Raw genomic sequence first — 18,117 nt, forward strand, 5'->3', positions numbered from 1 at the left:
CGAAGAGAATCTCTGTGCAGCAAAAATAAAACCTATAACAACGCTTTATATTAAGGCAATATTAAGTTATTGAACATGATCAATATTGATTATTTCAGGTCAAAGGTTTGGATGTGGAGGACGGTCGACAATAAAAACAAATAAGCCACAGCATCCGCCGTGGCTTATTTTTATCTAACCAAAACCTAATAGATATAACCAATATCTATGGCACAAACCTAGAAACTAAACATGAACAAAAAATGAAGTTTAGATCCAGATCAGGCCTGAGTAATTAAATAATGACCGTAATGGTTAATGGAGTTGTAGAGGAAGGAATCGAACCTTCGGCCTGCTACCAAAAAAGCGCTCTACATCGATCGTTTTCAATTGATCGCCGCAAAAGTAATAAGTTGGATGACATTTAAAAGTGCAAAGCAAAAGCTTAACAGTTTAATAATATAATACTAGGCCTGCGCCTTTTCTAATCTGTTTAGTTTAAACAAACGATAAATGGCATAAATCCCAGGTATCATAGGCAATATTGCTGTCCACATGCCTGGAAAATAATAATTTCCGGTAGCGCCAAGGTAATAATTACGCATATTGACAATCAGTTTTCCATGGATAGAAGCAGTAAGCGGATCCAATGTTGTTGCGTCCAGTTGTGGCTTGATCAACGGAAAGATAAAATGTGTAAACTCCGCTACCCCTGGGCCGATAAAAATAAACCAGGCAACAAAACCAGCAATTGGAACTTTGTAATAAAGACCGAGTGCCGTAAGCGTGTAAATTGTAGGGCCAACCAGTGCAAAAACCATCAGGAAACTTTTTTCACTCCATGGAATGCCAAAGAGCCTGCTCATTGCAGGAGCAAAACCCGTAAGGTATTCTTCTATAATATGGATCTGAAGACCTGCAACAGTAAGTAGAAAAAGCGGTAAAATAATTTTTGGGTCGACCGGTTTTTTAAGATAAGTGATATACCAGCAAACCAGGCCGATTAATGCAGATCCACCCACTATAATAACGGGAGGCAATCCGATAGCTAAATAACCCATTACCGGTGCAACAAGGGTAAATAAAAGTGCAATGACGAGGCTCAGCTTTTGCAGGATAGAGAATTTTGTTATCATAACCTTTAAATTAGTATATCAAAATTAGCCTATCTATGTCATCGAAAATTTATCAAATGATAAAAAACTATAGTCCAGCCCTGATCCGGCTTAAAGAAACCTGGGTAATGCCGAGATAACTGGCCAGATCGCCGAGACTGATCCGTTGTACGAGGTCCGGGTTCTCCTTTAAAAAGTTTTCGTAACGTGCCGAGGCTTGCTCTTCCAATATTTCACCAATCCTTGCCATCATGTTAACCGAAGCCATAGAAACCAGTTTTCTAAAAAAAGTTTCCATAGCGTGAAAACGGGCGCAAAGTTTATCCATTTCTGTTCGTGATATACGCGTAACCACCGTGTTTTCTAAAGCCTCTACCTTGTAAGCAGAAGGCTGCTGAGTAAGATAACTGTCGAGAACGGTAAACATAGTACCTTCGGCGAAGAAACGCATAATAAAAGTCCTTTCCTTACTTTCAAACCCAGTTTTAACCAGTCCGTTGTTGATAAAGTATACATATCTGCATATACTTCCTTGTTCTACTATGGCCTCGCCTTTTTTAAATGAAACGGTTTCTAACTGCTTCGACAGTATATCGGCAGTATCTTTTTCCAATACAGAAAGGCTATTCACAAAATCTATAAAATTTTTGCTTACTCCATGCATATCTACATCCGTTTATCTTCGCATCAAATTACTTTCCTGAATGCTTTAGCTATAAATATAACAAATTGACTTAAAAAGGGTTTACCCATCAAAACGATCAGCAATGTCTGCTATTGCCTCAATTCCCAACATAGGAATTATATATCCTAATGGGTACACTATACCAAACTTTCGGAAAAGCACGCTTAAAGTAGCTGAACTTATTAGCAGGATGATCAATTTTATTGAGAATGGAATGATACTCAAGACTTTTAATCGTAGCTGGAAAAATGAATTCGGCGAAAAGCCGGTTTAGAACAGGATAAGTCTGGCAAATCACTTCAAGTTTTTCTTTTGAAATAAGCATCAAAAGTGAATCTTCTATAGCCTCTATATTGAAGGCTTCAAGGTTTTGTAATGATCCATCGTTAATCAATACACTTCTGGTTTTACCCAGCCAAATATCAGTTCTATGATTTGTTTGCCTAGCAAGAAAGCCACTTACAAGGCCATCAAGAACGATGACAATTGTACTGCCCTGTCTGTTCATCTTTTCTGCCCGTACATTATCCCCGGCAGTAACAGAAAGGATTTCGGCAAGCCTGAAGACCTCCTTTATTGCCTGACTTTCAGATTCCCCGACAATGGAGAATAAAAATGCCAAAAACATTCTTACCTCCCCGATGCTATTTTTTTCACGATCACTCATTTTTAAGTATGTTTTTTAATTCCTTCACCTCTATGTTCTGTTTCACCACTATTCCATGCTGATCAATAAGAAAAGTAGCTGGCAATCTTTTTACCTGATAACTGATTACAGTTGCTGATTTCATTGCAGCTGGAACAATCACTTGTATCCAGGGAATGGCGTCAGATGCTACAGCTTTCTTCCATAAATCTTTATTTTCATCAACCGAAACAGAAACAACTTCTATTCCTTTGCTTTTTAAATCAGCATACATTGGGGCAATATTTCTATTGGTGGCCCGGCATGGTGTACACCATGAGGCCCAAAAATCAAGGAGTACAAATTTATTCTTCTTCAATAATTGCGCTAACGAAACCGTATCGCCTTGAAGCGACAGCAAACTAAACGAAGGCGCTTTTTTACCAATAAACTGGTTGCCCTGTGCCAGCAAAAGTTTCTGTTCGATTTCATCGGACACCATATTCGTTTTTCGGGTAGCATAAAAAGCCTCCCTTAGTACAGGAAGATCTTTATCCTGCCAAAGATTGATATTGTGGTGTGCAAGCCACTGACCAATAATATTATCTGCATTCTTTTTTACAAATGCCAATCTGGCCGACTGAACTTTTTCGGCCTGAATCTGGTTTTCCTTTTCTGCCAATAGTTTCTCCTCAAGATTGGCTGCTTTTATATATTTTCTGCCTGATGCAGCCCATTCTTCTTCCATGGGTTTCATCATCTTCAGATAATTCTCCAAAATGGCTTGTTTTTCACCACCATTTACGGTTAACTGAGAATCGGCATTTAATATAATCTTGCAAACGCCCTTATCCAATATGATGGTCCGATCTACAAAAGGTTTCCTGGCCGATAGTGTAAAAACTGCTGGCTGGCTACTGCTAAGGTGAAAGGTATATTTGTTCTGGTTATCCAAACTACCGGTATCGATAAGTTCTCTTTTGGGCCATTCTCTGTATAACTTTAATTTAGCTCCCTGTTGGTGCAGGGCAGAACTAAATTCGATATCCATGCTCACTTGTGCTTCAGATTGCGCCTTTGCGGTAACTATACCTGCAACAACTGTGATAAACGTGACAACAAAACTTCTTTTTAAAGAAACAATCATATTCTACAGTTAAAATTTCCTTAATTATTTTTGGTTTCCAGCAAGCGGTCTAATAAAACCGTAACTTTTGTATCGCTGGGCCGGGGTGCATCGTATTGCAATAGTTTCCCTTCCCGATCAAAAATCAAAAACCGTGGGATAGCGGTGATGTCGTAATATTTTACAAATGCCGAAGCGCTTCCTGCAAAAAGCTGATCAATGTTATTATTGGTTTCTGCTTTCACCATATCCAGCCACTTTTGTTTCTGGTTTGGATTATCTATCGAAACCCCAACAAAGCTGATATTTTTGCCTTTGTAACGTGCCGCCAGTTCATCAAGATAAGGACGTTCGCGTTTGCAAGGACCACACCAGGTAGCCCACACATCGATGTACAGATATTTACCTGCATATTGTTTAAAAAAAGCTGGCTTTCCATCGGTATTTTCAAGTGCAGATTTAAATCCTTCGGCACCCGCTAACATGGTTTTAGCTTTTTGAAGATTGGCAAGAATAGCGTTTGAATATGCCGTATCTTTGATCTTATGCAGATTATTAAATACTATTTTCTCTGTTTCTTCATTAAAGCTGATCCCTTTTGTTGCTTTGATATAAGCCTTCAACTTATAAAAAGAATAGGCATCGCGTAAATTCTGGTTACTAACCAACAGATAGGCGCTCTGCAGGTCATCATCCAATACTTTTGCCTTGTCCGTATCATCAGCTGTTTTTTTATTTACTTTTATATACTGATCCAACCAAAATATAGGGGCATCCAGTTGTAACATCACTCCTTCATGATTTAAATATTTTTTATAATCGTATCCATCATCGTAATAAGAGGCCTGCATTACCCAGGTAGTTTCTTTATTCTTTTTTTGTGCCTTATAAAAACCTGGATAATCATATAGTACTGAAGTGTACTGGAAGAACGCTGCTAAATCCAGATATTCTTTTACAAAAGGGCTTTTCCCCTTATAATCAGCCTTTACCTTTGCAAACAATTGTTTAATCTGGCCGAGCTCCAGTTTTACTGAGTCGGGATTTTTATTGCCCTTATAAATATTTCTGATGATGGGACCAACAGCATGATTTGCATTATAGAGGCTTTTTGTTTCCTCGTTAATTCCGGTTGTAAGATCTAAGGCTACTTCAGCGTCGCTTACCGACAACTTTGCAAATACATCCTGATTGGGCCGGACAAAAAAATCAATCGACCCCGGACGGCCTTTTACAGCATAGGTCAATTTATAAAACCCGTATTTTTTAGGGTTCAGCAATAATTTGAAACCACCGTTTTCATCAATGACCAGCTCCTGTTTTTTCACCGTTCCCAATGCAACATTCCGGTATCCTTCTGAGATATCCCAGAGCGTAGCTTTTATTTCGGTAACAGGTTGATGGCCGGTAAAACGGCCCGAAAACACAGTTGGATTGGCACCTGCAATAAATGCCTGCAGCATAATAAATGTAAAAAGTAAATACTTCATAATGAATGAATTGATAAGCTAATAAGTCAATAAATATTAAAGCAAAGCTGATAGGTAAATACATGAGAATGGCGTTACCCAGGCCATCTGACCTGAATTTCTGTTAGCATCCTCACGTATTAAATCAATAGCGGCTATCTTGGATTTTGAATAATTAAGGGGTTGATGGATATAATTTTTGGTGCAATCTGGAGTAAATACCGTTCGCTATTGGGTTCGAGCGTATAGGTTTGTCCACCAACTACCCGGCTCAGTGTTTTTTTGAACCGTTCATCACGGTTTAACCTTTTGAGGTCAAACCACCTGATGCCACGAAAAAGTAGTTCCCTTCTCCGTTCAGATAAAACTTTTGCCAGGGCATCATCTGCAGAAGCCGCTGATAAAGCAACATAATCAACCGGCTTAAAACGCTTTACACGCAATGCGTTTAAAACAGAAACCGCCCCATCTTTATCACCAGATCTGGCCAGGCATTCGGCTTTTATCAACATCATTTCAGGCACCCCGATACTAAAATTTGGAGTGGTGCCCAAATAATCAGGATTAACACTTGGGCTTGGCAGCCCCGCCGAAGTTAAACGTGTGAAATTGAAAACATAACGCAGGTCTTTTTGGTCCAAAACCGTTAACAGATCCGAACTGGCCATAAAACGTGTCAACAACCCAGAATTTGAAGCACTTTTGTAATAAATATTTTCCACATTATTCTGTGGCAGCGGGTTGTTCACAATGGTGGAGGCGGTGGGTTTTAATGGGTTACTAAAACTCAGCGTATTCCAATCAAAGAGTGTATTTTTTGTTGCCAGAACATCATTAGCATATTTTAATGCATTTGCATAATCGCCTTTAAAAAGACAAACCCTTGCCAGTAAAGCTTTCGATGCCAATTTACCCGGATGGATGTAATTGCGGCCAGCATCAGGGAAATCTGCCATGGAAATAGCAGTTTCCAGATCACTGGTCACCTGAGCATAAAGCTCTTGCACAGTAGCCCGTTTGGCTTTGGTTTCGAGATCGGGCTGAAGCATAATTGGGACTGACAGATCGGTAGCAGAGGTTGCCGGCACGTAATCTTTTCCATATAAATTGGCCAGTGTAAACAGATAATAAGCTCGTTGAGTTAAAGCTTCTGCTTTTAAGCGGTTCCTTGTCTGATCGTTTCCTTCAGTTGCCGTCTCTAAATGATCCAAGACCAGGTTGCAGGTATAAACGTAGCTGTACGGTGCATTCCATTCACTGTCATCATCGGTTGCAAACAAAATATCTTTCTGCCAGGTATATGATCTGGATATTCTATCTGCTGTAGGCGAGGTAACTGTAGCACTCAATATGTCATCTGCCATAAACTCGGGATAGACATAACCCGACTGGCTAAGTAAGATGTCGTTTAAAAACTCTTCATAATCAGCAAGTGTTTTAGGCACCACTTTGCCCTTTATCGGATTGGCATCCAGGTATTTTTTGCAAGATCCAAAGGTGCTTAGGATCACTGCTGCGATTATAATCAATTTGATTTTCATGATCTTATTTTTCATTTTCTTAATTAGAAACCTGCCCGCAGGCTGATGGTTGTAACTTTAGGTGATGGCAGATAATACGCCCCGGTTTGCGCATCCACGGCTTCGGGATCTATACCGTATTTATTTCTTGTCCAGATGGCGATGTTATTCATCTGTGCCGATATGGTGATGCTTTTTACCGGTGTATTTTTTAATGCAGAGGATGGTATTTTATATCCGATCTGTACTTCCCTCAACCGGATAAAACTGCTGCTTTCGACACTGTTGCTCGAAAATTTCGCTGCACGGTCGCGGCCATCATATAATGATGATGGGGTTGCCTGAAAAGCCGCAATATCAGTACGTGCTTCATCTCCAGCTGTTTTCCACCTATCGGCAACCTGATAATTGATCACCGGGCTCCAATCGTAACCGTTCATAGATGGCATTTCCCTGCGGAATACGCCACCGAAATTATAGATCAGCACTGCACTTGCAAAAACACCTTTATAATTGAAAATATTGGTAAAGCCACCGGTATATTTCGGCCGGTATGAGCCACTGTATGCTAAAGATCCTAACACAGGCACCAGCACTTTATTGCCGTTACCGTCATAAACCTGAGGATCGCCGGTACTGCTTAAACCTGCCCATTTGTAACTCCATAGGCTTTCGCGCTGATACCCTTCAACATAATAGGGTACTGTAGCGGTAACACGTCCAATAACCGGACTACTTTCTGCGATTTTATTTTCGGTAATTTTATTGGTGTTGTAAGCAAAGTTAAAGTTACTTGTCCAGGAGAAACTCCCCTGTTGCAATACCCTGCCCGTAAGCGTTATTTCTAAACCGTTATTTGTCATTTTGGCCCCGTTTACTTTTGTTGAAGTGAATCCGATTGTTGGGTCGAGTAATTGGGTACCTAACAAATCATAGCCATCCTTTTTGTACATATCTACCGTTAGCTGGAACCTGTTCTTTAAAAAAGCAATATCTGCACCAAGGTTGTAGGTTTTTGTACGCTCCCATCTCAATTTTGGGTTGTAAGGGTTGTTTACGTCAACCCTCGAACGGTAATCGGAGGTTGCGGCCTGAAAAGCGCGTGTGGCCACAAGCAAAGGGGTGGTTGTTGGATCATAGTTCCCGGTTAATCCGACCGTGGCGCGTAGCTTAATCAGATTGATAAAATCGACATGAAAAAATTGCTCTTTGCTCACATCCCAGGCTCCACCGATCGACCATAATGGCGTACGTCGGGATTTTGGATCCACACCAAACAGATTGGATTCATCAAAGCGCAAACTGCCCTGTAAAGTATACCTGTCGTCATAAGTGTAGGTACCGGTAGCAAAAAAAGAAACTTCTCTGGTATTTAAATAGCTAAACTTATCGTATTGTGTGGCGTCATAAACAGTATTAGATCCGCTTTGCCCAATTACACCATTTAGAAGTAGAATTTGGTTTATTGGCGACCACGACTGCAAATCGTCGTTATAATTGTATTTACGGTTGGTAAAGCCATTGGTTAAGTATTGCTTAACTTCTAATCCCCCACCAAAATTAACAAAGTGTTTACCTGCAAACAGGTTGGTATAATTAACCTGCGAACGCACGGAGGTATTGTCGTTTGTGGTTTCTGATAAATTCAGATAATCTCCTTTCGGCAGGTTAAAGAATGCTTTACCGTTGGCATCTAAACTGGCATATCTGTTTAAAAGTGACCTGGCCGAACTTGAATATTCATCTACCAGCTGCCTGTTGGTGGTTTTCATTTTATCGTACAAAAAATAAGTATTAAAGGTTAAACCTTTGGCCAATGTAGCTTCTATACCAATTTTCGTTCTTAAACCGAAAACACTGTAGTTATTATCTGCCAGGCTTGCATCCTGCAAAACATTTTTACCATTATCGTAGTAGCCTTTGGCCATTAAAGTGGCATTTGTGTTTTTATTAAACGAACTGTAATCATAGACATAATTACCATTTGCATCCAGCTGCATCTGATATGGTGAAAGCCCGTAAAGCTGCGATCGGATATCGGTGCCCATGTCCTGGTTGTTAAAAACTGCGTTTAAATCTGCAACAGCATGTAGCCAGGGCGTAATTTCATAATCGTTACGCATATTCACCTGTATCGCACGCGACGCGTCTCCGATAAAGTTCGATTTATTGTTATCGTAAGAACCTGAAAACCTGAAACGATAGCGCTCTGCCCCACCTGCCAACGACAGGTAATAGTTCTGGCGTACACCTATGCGGGCCAAAAGGTCTTTATTCTGCTGAAGGTTGGACAGGCCTGAAAGTGAGTCTTGTTTACGGCTTAGATCTCCGGCCGAAATCAATCCCTTTTCTTTTTGCAGGATATAATCAAAGGATGGGGAAAAACCTCCTTGTGTACCCTGAAAAAATGCAGAGCTAAAGTATCCTTTTGCGTAAATTTCGTTATCTACACTGATCATATCAGCAGAGCTGGCACGTCTGAGCACACTATAATCATCTTTTGCAGTGAAATATAAATTAGATGAAAAATCAATACTCAAAAGCCCCTTTTTACCGCGTTTTGTGGTGATTACAATTACGCCGTTGGCGGCCCTGGCACCCCATATTGCGGAAGCAGATGCGTCTTTTAATACGTCTATTTTTTCAACATCGTTAAAGTTATCGGGCAATTGGTTAACAGGAAAACCATCTACTATTATCAAAGGAGTATTGCGCTCGCTTTGGATCGCGCTTCCGCCCCTTACCTGGATATCTGACCCTATTTGTGTCCTAACGCCATTTACCGACCTAAAACCATTATATACAGAGAGGCCCGGTACTGAGCCCTCCAATATGCGATCGAGTGTTTGGCTGCTCCTGCGCTCAATATCTGCTGATGAAATTGTAGCGTAACTACCGGTTGTATTTTTCTTGGCCAGTGTTTGATAACCATTCGATACCACTGTAACTTCCTTCAGCGTATTTGCATCAACCTGTAAATTGATATCCAGTTGCGCATTGGCTGAAACATCAACCTCAGTAGTCTTGTAACCGATATAACTGATAGATAGCCTCGCGGCCGGTAAATTGGTTTTGATCCTGAAATTCCCTTTATCATCCGTTATGGCAGCATTGTTTGAACCCGTTTCACGAACAGTAATGCCGGCAACATAAATAATATGATCTCCTTCAATCAGTCCGACCTTACCTTTTATCTCAAAATCTGGTTTTTGCAAGGTAGCGCCTGAGCTGTTTTCATTTTGTTTTTTACTTACCCCGATCATATTGCCATTGGTTTTAAAAACAAAACCATAGGCCTCGCTCAAATATTCGAGAACCTCGGTTAAGGAACGCATCTTGGAAGCCATGTTAACCGTTTCTTTTTTGTCGATATTTTTAGGCGAATAAAAAAAACGAACATTAAATTCTTTTTCGAGCTTAGAAAAAGTTTCTTCTACCTGCGACTGATTAAATGCAATCTGTTTTTTTACCTGTGCAGATGCGCTTAAACAAAGCATCAGAGATAAACAGATGGTCAATAGCAATTTACTTAATGGGGTTTGACTGTGCGCCCTCCATTTTAATTTTTTAAAATTCATGAAATGTTTGGTTGGTTGTTTGGTTTTTTGGTTAATAAATAACAATATGGTTGGGATCGGTAAATTTGTAATGTTTGTTCACAGAAAAGCACAGCATTTCCATTACAGATTTAATAGAATCATGCCTAAAGGTTCCGTTAAAAGTTTCTTTGCCTACGTCGCTATCTTCCACATCAATAGCAACATTATAATAAATTTCGAGCTGTAGAAGCACTTCGTTAAGCGGCGCGTCCTTGAAAATAATTTCCTGGGCTTTCCAATTATTAAAGTTCCGGAGCGAAAATCTTTCCGTTTGAAGTAATTTGAGTCGATCGCCAAAACTTACACTTTCTTTAGGGTTTAAGGTGGCAATCAAATTCCAGAGTTTCCCCTTTCTTTTTGCAATGGTAACTTTACCTTCTTCTAATTCTACTTTGAGTTTTTTGAGTGAGTTATTGGCCGCTAATTTAAATGCGGTGCCAACAGCGGTAGTTACATAATCGTTAGTGTAAACCTTAAATGGATGTGTTTTATCTTTAGCCACCTTAAAGTAAGCCACTCCTGATAAATGCATGGAACGATCTGTTTGACCAAAAGTAGAATCGATGTATAATGCGGCATTTTTTTCAAGGATGACGAAACTACCATCCCACAAATTGATGGCTTTCCGCTGGGTAGGCCCGGCCTGATAAAAATATTTATGAGCAGAAAATCTGGCCAGACCAGTATCTTCCACCCGGTTCTGCAAGCGGTAAATTACAAAGGTTACGGCAGTGAAAACCAGTAATGCGGCAGCAGCGGGTAAAGCATACCTCCATAGGTATGTTCTCGACCTCTTTTTGTTTAGGTATTTTTTTAGCGAAGAAACGGCCTGGGGTTTCAATTTTTCAGCCAATAACAGCAGCTGCAGATTTTCGATCCGCTCTGCTGCCTCTTCCATATATTGTATTTTTTCAGGATTTTTAATGGCATAGTCCTTCCAGAAAGTGGTATGCGTTTCATTTATATTAAGACAATAATCTACGAAAGACTCGTCTTCTATAAAATCATCACTAGAATTAAACTCCATATTTGTTTGCTCTTTTTAATACAGAGAACAACACTTATGAAATTTACCACAGCCAAAGAAAGTTTTTTTCATTTATTTCTGAACGGAGTTTATGGATGCCCCTATGGAGCAAATTATAAACCGTTCTGATGCTTGTATTTTTATGGTCGGCGATCTCTTGCATAGATTTATTTTCCAGAAACCGGAGCTCTACAACCTCTCTTTGTGCCGGACTCAGCAAGAGAAGTGCTTTTTCAAGTTTAGAAAATTGCGCAGTGATCAGCTCTGCATCTAATAATTCGGAATCGTACAAATCAAATGATTTAACGAGTTCTTCTGTGGCTTGGGTTTTCTGATATTTTTTCCACTGATAAACCAGTTGCCTGCGAAAAGAGGTTAACAGATAAGCTTTTACATTTACATCAAGTGATAGTTTCGCTCTCTTCTCCCAGATATAAATAAAAAAATCCTGAAGTTGATCCTTTACAAAATCAGCTTCACCATTGAGCCATTTACAGCCCCAAACAAAAAAAATGTTATAGTAATGTTCATATAATATCACCAGCGATTTTTCGTCGCCCGCACAAAAAGACTTCCAAAGTTCAGCATCCGTGCGGTTCACATTCATTATAAAGAGTTATGGGACTGGGATTAATAATTTCTGGATTTTTGGTTAACGAGACACATTATGTACTGGTAAACACAAATATAACTATTCATTTCGAATCAGTCATTATCTTATCAGCATTACACTATTTAGGTTGGAAAAATCTTCATCCCAATCTTAAACCAATAGGCTAAACTATAAATAATTTGGCCTGAATGTTTTGATTAACAGCATAAGTTCTTCATTGCTGATCAGGTTGGGATCTTCAAATTGTCTTTTTAAAACATTAACAGGCACTTTAACCGTCCCGTTTGTGGTTCGGATAATGCAGACTTCATGATCGGCAGTGGAGGATACATAATGGCCGATTTCGGCTTCAATTTCAGATAAACGGATCAGCAGTTCGTAGTAGATGTAGAGCGGGAAATTCACCGCGCAAAGTTAACACAATAAAAAGCAAACATTTAATTATTGTTATACTAACGTTAATTAATCCGCTAATAATTAATTAACAGTCGAGTTCCTGTTAGGCCGATCAATCCAATTGAAAATTAGTATATGGTTAAAAAACATTAAACTCATTTACTCAAAAGCATACCTGATGCCTAATTGTATCAAATAGGTAGAATTAATGCTGTAATCATTCCTGAAGGTTTCGTTTAGCAACCTGCCGCCAACTGTAGCCAGTTGAAAAGATGGCATAACTGTTCCATTGGGCTGTATCTTATCCAGATTTACCGGAATAAGAATGGAACTGCTGTTTACCAGTTTTCTTAATCCCCACTGCCTGTTGAGCAGGTTACCTACATTCAATATATCGGCACTCAACTCTAAACTGTGTTTTTTATTTCTCCCCTTGAGTCCGAATGCGCTGCTGAACCTTAAATCAATCTGGTGCCGCCACGGTAAAAGTGCTCCGTTGCGTTCGGCATATTGCCCCTTTTTTGACCTGAGGTATTTATCCTGATCGATATAACTGAAAAAAGCACCACTCTGCTCCTCTGCACTATAGCTTAGGTTTCCATTAGCCGTTGAAACCGTTAGTGGAGAGAAAGTGATTTCGGAAGGGTTTTTGGGGATATAAATGAGCGATCTGTTGGTGCCATCTCCTATCAGGTCTTTCGAATAGGTGTATGAAAACCTGCCTTCTGAACTGCCCTGATAAACCAGTCCGAAATTTAAGGTTATTGTGCGGGAAACTTTTAATGGCAGGGTTACAGAAGAGACGACCCGGTTTGGTGGCACATATCCGGCATATCCCAAAGCGGGGTTATTGATCCCATTTACCGATGGCGTGGCATTAAGCGCCGATAGTGTCTGGTCGCCATCTCCATCATTGTAGTTTTTTGCCCCGCTCCTCACGTAAGATATGGATATATCCAGTCCATCTTTGAACTTCCTGCTCAAGCTGCTCATAAAAGACAGGTAATACCCGCCTGAAGAATTGGAAATCGAAACCACATTCATGGCCGAATTGCCCATTAAATCGCGTTGACCGGAAGCATTTAACGGATTGATAAATTTCTCCCTGTTTGCCCTTGGATAAACCAGCCTGTGATCCGGATATCCCGGAATATTTAACGGAACGGGATTGACAAGGTTGAGGTCGTGAAACAAGATACCGCTGATATCGTTGTTATACACCAGTTCCATTTTTCCTTGTATCCCTGCAGGAAGTGCCATATCTACACCAATACTCGACTTCCAGCTCTGCGGCATTTTAAAATCACTGGATAAAATACTGCTTACCGACGGTAGTACATCACTTCCTTTACGTACAGCCGATTGGCGGTCATCGAGATCGAAGGCTGTAGGGGTATTGGATTGACCCTGCCAGGTTTGACTGATCTGACCAACGCCTGAATATCTTGCCTGGCTGATGACCCAAACAAATGGAATCCGCCCCGTAAAAATTCCCGTTCCTGCTTTTAATACATAACTATTGTCGCCAAAAAGATAGTACTTAAAAGCTATTCTTGGCGACAGTAGCAGCGCTGGCTTAGGCAGAAAAGCAGTGTTTACCTGTTGTGCTTCTGAAAAAATAAGCTGAGATAAGGCCTTATTATCAGGAAGATGTTTGGTATAAGCCGATATATCGCCCCTAAGACCGATATTTAGCACAACCTTTGTACCCAGGTTTATCGTATGTTGTAAAAAAGCAGAAAAATTCAGGTAATCAAATGTGTAGCTGGGTGATGTTTCTTTTCCATCTGTAGCATAAGTAAGGGCGTAGTCGACTGGTTTTTTCCCACTGATAAAATCATCCCATGAGGAGAAGGTATAATAACCCGTACCAAAGGGCATATAGCTGTTACTGGTATCCATATAATCTGCCTGAAAACCAAAATCCCAGCTATTTTTCCCTGGCTTCCAATGTAGGATATCGGTTAGTGAAAGTAAGCTTACCGCTCTTTTGTTGTTCAGCGAAAAAGGCTCATAACCAAAGGAGGTAAAGGGTAGGCCATCTTTCAGGATATCCACAAATGGGAAAAGCTGACTTTCGGATGTCCGGTATTCGTTTTGATGGGTATAAGAGGCCCGCATGGTGTTGGCGAGGGTATTCGACAGTCGGTTGTTCCATTCGGCCGCAAGCGAATAAAAATTAGAACGGGTGTCGAAATTCGAGTTACTAAAAGGTAGCGCATTGATGCTCCTTCTTCCGGCGCTTGCTGCAAAGGGCGTAAGCGGACTTCTTGAGGCGTTAACCAATTCAGGTCTGTTGCTAATTAACTGGTTATAGCGGATGCTGAGGGTGTTGTTTCGTGCAATATTCCAATCCAAACGTGCAAGAACCCTGGTACTTGCTGCCGTGAAATCGTAACCTTGATATGGCCCCGTTAAGTAACCGTAACGGCTGGCCAGATACGAACGCATCGCATCGAGTTCTGTAGCAGTAGGCCGGGCAATATTAGGGGCACTACCGTAATCCTGACTGCTGGTAGCCGCGCTAAAGGTTTGCGACTGGTAAACCTCTTTTTCGCGTTCAATGCTCAAGAAATAAAAAAGACGGTTTTTGATGATGGGCCCTCCTATCTTTGAACCCAAAAGACAATAACTATTGGGTTTCTCGTCTATCAGTTGTTCTCCCACCTTGTACCCGTAACTTCTGCTGCCACGGAAATAGGAATAGGCCGCCCCTTCTGTATGGTTACTACCTGAGCGGCTCAGAATATTCAGGGCACTTCCGATAAAACCCGATTCCCAGATGGCATTATAGGGTGCATTGTTTATCGAAATCTCAGCAATGGCATCAAGCGAAATGGGCTGGGCACCGTTACCGGGAAGATTATCTCCGACACCGAAATTGTTATTAAATTCTGAACCATCGATGGTAATAAAATTCTGACGGTAATTGCCTCCGGCTATTGCCGATCCAAAAGCCTGCGGCACAAGTCTTGTAAAATCCGAAATTCCACGTTTAATGGTGGGCAATAACATTAGTTTTTGATAATCAATATTAAAAGCGCCGGCACTACCAGAAGATTTTTTCAGTGTATCCTTTTTCGCAGCACGAACCTTTACATCGGCCAACACCAAAATTTCTTCCTTCAGCACCACATCGATTACCATGGGTTCATCAAGTTTAAAATAAAGGGAAGTTTGTTGGTATTTCCCAAGTCCTATTGCACTTACAGTTAGTTGGTATGGCCCTCCGGGCATCACCCCAGGAACCTGATAACCTCCCGCAGCATTACTTGCACAACCGTACACCGTACCTGTGGCCGTATGAGTAAGGGTAATGGTCGCGCCTGAAAGTGCAGCACCCTGAGCATCTCTTACCCTGCCATACAGCGCCGTTCTTGTGGTCTGCGCAAGAACGGCGGAGGAAAATAAGGTAAATAAAATGATCAGGATGCGCATTTTTTGATTTTATACCATTTTGCCCATTAATGGGTCCGTTTTGGTCTCTTTTCCTGTTTCTACCCTTCCGGCAAATCTTTCCATAAAACCTGCTTTTCCTTTAACAATTACCTGAAAATCGTACCAGTTATGGCTTTTGCTCAGGTTTAGCATCAATGAGGCACTACTTTTTGCAGCAACTTTAACCAAACGTTTACCCGTTTTATACGCCATGTCTTCGATCATTAACTCGAGCGCTACAGCCCCTTCGTTATGCAATACAACCACTACGTTTCCATTTAATGCAGTCTTCGATAAATCTTTTTGATAAGTGCATTTTACCGTTATTGCCGGATTTTGATTGTTTCCTTTAAACTCCCTGAAAAACCCGTTTGGTCCATAAGCGCGCAAATGATATTGGCCATTGCTAAAATCCTGCACCTGCCACTCGTCCTGTATGCTGTCTCCGGCTTTTACAGTATAATCCCAAACGCTAAGCACTTCATCTTTGTAAGGGTTCATGGCATACACGGTAAAGGGTGATCCAACTGCTTTTTTACCAAATACGGTATTGCCAGCAGAAAATTCTACCTGATACTTTCCGTTTTCAAACTTTCCGTCAACATAAAGTTCGTAAGGGAGCGCACATGATGCCCTGATTCCTTTTTCCTGTTGTGGAAAATATGGAGATGTAGCATGGTCGACATTTATGGCCTTAATTTCATCAGCACTGAGTTTTCTGTAATTATCAGGCAGATCTTTGAACTTGGCCGAATAGATTTTTTCCAGAAAAGGTTTTTTCTCCAGGCCTTTTGGATAGGCTATTTTTTCGCCATTATACGGTCTGAATACCGAAGTTAAATCGCCGCAAACTGTTCTTCTCCATGGCGAAATGTTCTCTTCAATTACCTTTTTCCCATATTTTTTATCAAGAAAAGTTTCTAAAAACTGTAGCGAAGAAGTATGGTCGAACACCTCTGAACAGACGTATCCTCCCCTGGTCCATGGTGATACAATCACCATCGGCACGCGGTATCCCAGTCCGATCTGGCTTTCCCGGATATTGCTTTCTTTCATTGATGGATTGGTCTGCTGGTCTTTCGCCGCGTAATCCATTAGAGTATCCAGCCCTTTCGACACCTTTCCCGCATTTTCTTTAAAAGGATGTGGTGGTACAAATGGAGGCACATGGTCGAAATAACCATCATTCTCATCATAAGTCATAATGAAGATGGTCTTTTTCCATTGCTCGGGGTTTTTGGTCAGGATTTCCATTACCTCGCTTACAAACCACGAACCGAACCAGGGCACCCCAGGGTGATCAGAAAAGTTTGCGGGGGTCATCAACCACGAAACCGTAGGCAATTTATCTTCATCTACATCCTTTCTGAACTGATGCAAAATATCGCCTTTTGGAATGTTCAGTTCTCTCTCTACACCCTTTTCATCATATTTCATTGCAGTAAGCGAATGGAAATCCGGATCATTGACATTTACGCTGAAAGCCTTTGCATTTAAGTTTTTAGCTTTTTCCGAAAGGCCTGCATGGTTTTCCATGGTATACTCTTTTTGCTCATTTTCAGTTTTGAGCAGGAGTTTCCGCAACGCTTCAACTTTGGTACGTTCTTCTTCGCTGAGGTTTTCTTTTGATGAATCGGCAATCTGTTTTAATAGCGACTCCTTTTTTTCTTTCAGATTGGCAATGGCACCTGGATTTAAGCGCACATTGTACTGCTCAAAATATTCAATCACATTGGTACCAAAGTTGCTTAACCACGCGCTTGATTCGCCATTTAGACCAAAACCCATGGTCAGTTCGTTCTGGTAAATCTTCCACGATACACCATTTTCTTCCAGGCGTTCGGGATAGGTTTTCCAGTTTAAGGTAGGTTTATCATAATTGCTGATGTTCCATAAGTGTGCTTTTCCATCGGGCGTATTGTTTTCTCTCACGGTACCCGTCATCCAATAGTAACGGTTTGGATGGGTACCCGCTATCACAGAACAGAAATTCTGATCACACACGGTAAAGGCATCAGCAAGTGAATAATAAAATGGGAAATCCTCACGTTTGCAATAACCGATGGTTAAGGGCATATGTGCATAGGTTGGCTTATAGGCTTTTTTCACATCCAGCCATTTATCGTACTTTCCACCGTTGCGGGCATCGGTTTGGTCGGTCCAGTTGTGCGGAGTAGAGCCCATCCAGGCAATTTTTGTATCCTTGATGTTCAGGTGCCAGGGTGCATAGGTTTCGCCTTCCTTATTCGATTGCAGCCAAACTTTATTTTTATTGGGCAGATCAATGGCTCTTGGATCGTTAAAACCCCTCACGCCTTGCATCAGGCCAAAAACATGGTCAAAAGAACGGTTTTCCTGCATCAGGAAAACAACATGCTCCGCATCGTAAAAGGTACTGCCCAATGCCGGATCGATGGCCAATGCCTTTTGTATTGCCGGGGGCAATACACCGGTTAAGGCAGCGCCTCCTGATAGGAGGGCTGCCTTTTTTATAAAATCTCTACGTGAATCCATCAATTATGGTC

Annotated in this window: 12 protein-coding genes; all 12 read right to left on the minus strand. The window is 41.0% G+C overall.

Annotation, left to right across the window (positions count from 1 at the left end):
- Nucleotides 1–446: 446 nt before the first annotated feature.
- On the minus strand, nucleotides 447–1,115 hold the full coding sequence (locus R2S57_RS17385; protein WP_316846221.1) for a hypothetical protein: 669 nt from the start codon (nucleotides 1,113–1,115) through the stop codon (nucleotides 447–449).
- Between the two features lie 67 nt (nucleotides 1,116–1,182).
- Nucleotides 1,183–1,758, minus strand: a complete 576-nt coding sequence (locus tag R2S57_RS17390) for a Crp/Fnr family transcriptional regulator (RefSeq protein WP_316846222.1) — start codon at nucleotides 1,756–1,758, stop codon at nucleotides 1,183–1,185.
- A 118-nt stretch (nucleotides 1,759–1,876) separates the two neighbouring features.
- The gene (locus R2S57_RS17395) at nucleotides 1,877–2,446 is read right to left on the minus strand and encodes a hypothetical protein (protein ID WP_316846223.1); all 570 of its coding nucleotides are present in this window, start codon (nucleotides 2,444–2,446) and stop codon (nucleotides 1,877–1,879) included.
- The gene (locus R2S57_RS17400; protein ID WP_316846224.1) at nucleotides 2,439–3,551 is read right to left on the minus strand and encodes a TlpA disulfide reductase family protein; all 1,113 of its coding nucleotides are present in this window, start codon (nucleotides 3,549–3,551) and stop codon (nucleotides 2,439–2,441) included. Before R2S57_RS17400 ends, R2S57_RS17395 begins: the two co-directional genes overlap by 8 nt.
- Nucleotides 3,552–3,571: 20 nt before the next feature.
- Nucleotides 3,572–5,020: a TlpA disulfide reductase family protein gene (locus tag R2S57_RS17405; RefSeq protein ID WP_316846225.1), complete on the minus strand. Its 1,449-nt coding sequence runs from the start codon at nucleotides 5,018–5,020 to the stop codon at nucleotides 3,572–3,574.
- Nucleotides 5,021–5,154: 134 nt separating this feature from the next.
- Complete coding sequence (locus R2S57_RS17410) at nucleotides 5,155–6,555, minus strand: RagB/SusD family nutrient uptake outer membrane protein (RefSeq protein WP_316846226.1); 1,401 nt, start codon at nucleotides 6,553–6,555, stop codon at nucleotides 5,155–5,157.
- A gap of 8 nt (nucleotides 6,556–6,563) precedes the next feature.
- On the minus strand, nucleotides 6,564–10,097 hold the full coding sequence (locus R2S57_RS17415) for a SusC/RagA family TonB-linked outer membrane protein (protein WP_316846227.1): 3,534 nt from the start codon (nucleotides 10,095–10,097) through the stop codon (nucleotides 6,564–6,566).
- A gap of 31 nt (nucleotides 10,098–10,128) precedes the next feature.
- Nucleotides 10,129–11,145: a FecR family protein gene (locus tag R2S57_RS17420; protein WP_316846228.1), complete on the minus strand. Its 1,017-nt coding sequence runs from the start codon at nucleotides 11,143–11,145 to the stop codon at nucleotides 10,129–10,131.
- A 43-nt stretch (nucleotides 11,146–11,188) separates the two neighbouring features.
- The gene (locus R2S57_RS17425) at nucleotides 11,189–11,752 is read right to left on the minus strand and encodes a sigma-70 family RNA polymerase sigma factor (protein ID WP_316846229.1); all 564 of its coding nucleotides are present in this window, start codon (nucleotides 11,750–11,752) and stop codon (nucleotides 11,189–11,191) included.
- Nucleotides 11,753–11,926: 174 nt separating this feature from the next.
- Complete coding sequence (locus R2S57_RS17430; RefSeq protein WP_316846230.1) at nucleotides 11,927–12,163, minus strand: hypothetical protein; 237 nt, start codon at nucleotides 12,161–12,163, stop codon at nucleotides 11,927–11,929.
- A gap of 150 nt (nucleotides 12,164–12,313) precedes the next feature.
- Nucleotides 12,314–15,592 carry a TonB-dependent receptor gene (locus R2S57_RS17435; RefSeq protein WP_316846231.1) on the minus strand — a complete coding sequence of 1,093 codons (3,279 nt, stop codon included), beginning with the start codon at nucleotides 15,590–15,592 and terminating at the stop codon, nucleotides 12,314–12,316.
- Between the two features lie 9 nt (nucleotides 15,593–15,601).
- On the minus strand, nucleotides 15,602–18,106 hold the full coding sequence (locus R2S57_RS17440) for a phosphocholine-specific phospholipase C (protein WP_316846232.1): 2,505 nt from the start codon (nucleotides 18,104–18,106) through the stop codon (nucleotides 15,602–15,604).
- Nucleotides 18,107–18,117: the final 11 nt, after the last annotated feature.

This window comes from Pedobacter psychrodurus (assembly GCF_032678585.1).
GTDB lineage: Bacteria > Bacteroidota > Bacteroidia > Sphingobacteriales > Sphingobacteriaceae > Pedobacter > Pedobacter psychrodurus_A.

Coding starts and splice junctions, on each gene's coding strand:
- R2S57_RS17395 (WP_316846223.1), bottom strand. CDS start 2,446: ATGAGTGATCGTGAAAAAAATAGCATCGGGGAGGTAAGAATGTTTTTG.
- R2S57_RS17385 (WP_316846221.1), bottom strand. CDS start 1,115: ATGATAACAAAATTCTCTATCCTGCAAAAGCTGAGCCTCGTCATTGCA.
- R2S57_RS17410 (WP_316846226.1), bottom strand. CDS start 6,555: ATGAAAAATAAGATCATGAAAATCAAATTGATTATAATCGCAGCAGTG.
- R2S57_RS17420 (WP_316846228.1), bottom strand. CDS start 11,145: ATGGAGTTTAATTCTAGTGATGATTTTATAGAAGACGAGTCTTTCGTA.
- R2S57_RS17390 (WP_316846222.1), bottom strand. CDS start 1,758: ATGCATGGAGTAAGCAAAAATTTTATAGATTTTGTGAATAGCCTTTCT.
- R2S57_RS17415 (WP_316846227.1), bottom strand. CDS start 10,097: ATGAATTTTAAAAAATTAAAATGGAGGGCGCACAGTCAAACCCCATTA.
- R2S57_RS17405 (WP_316846225.1), bottom strand. CDS start 5,020: ATGAAGTATTTACTTTTTACATTTATTATGCTGCAGGCATTTATTGCA.
- R2S57_RS17435 (WP_316846231.1), bottom strand. CDS start 15,592: ATGCGCATCCTGATCATTTTATTTACCTTATTTTCCTCCGCCGTTCTT.
- R2S57_RS17440 (WP_316846232.1), bottom strand. CDS start 18,106: ATGGATTCACGTAGAGATTTTATAAAAAAGGCAGCCCTCCTATCAGGA.
- R2S57_RS17400 (WP_316846224.1), bottom strand. CDS start 3,551: ATGATTGTTTCTTTAAAAAGAAGTTTTGTTGTCACGTTTATCACAGTT.
- R2S57_RS17425 (WP_316846229.1), bottom strand. CDS start 11,752: ATGAATGTGAACCGCACGGATGCTGAACTTTGGAAGTCTTTTTGTGCG.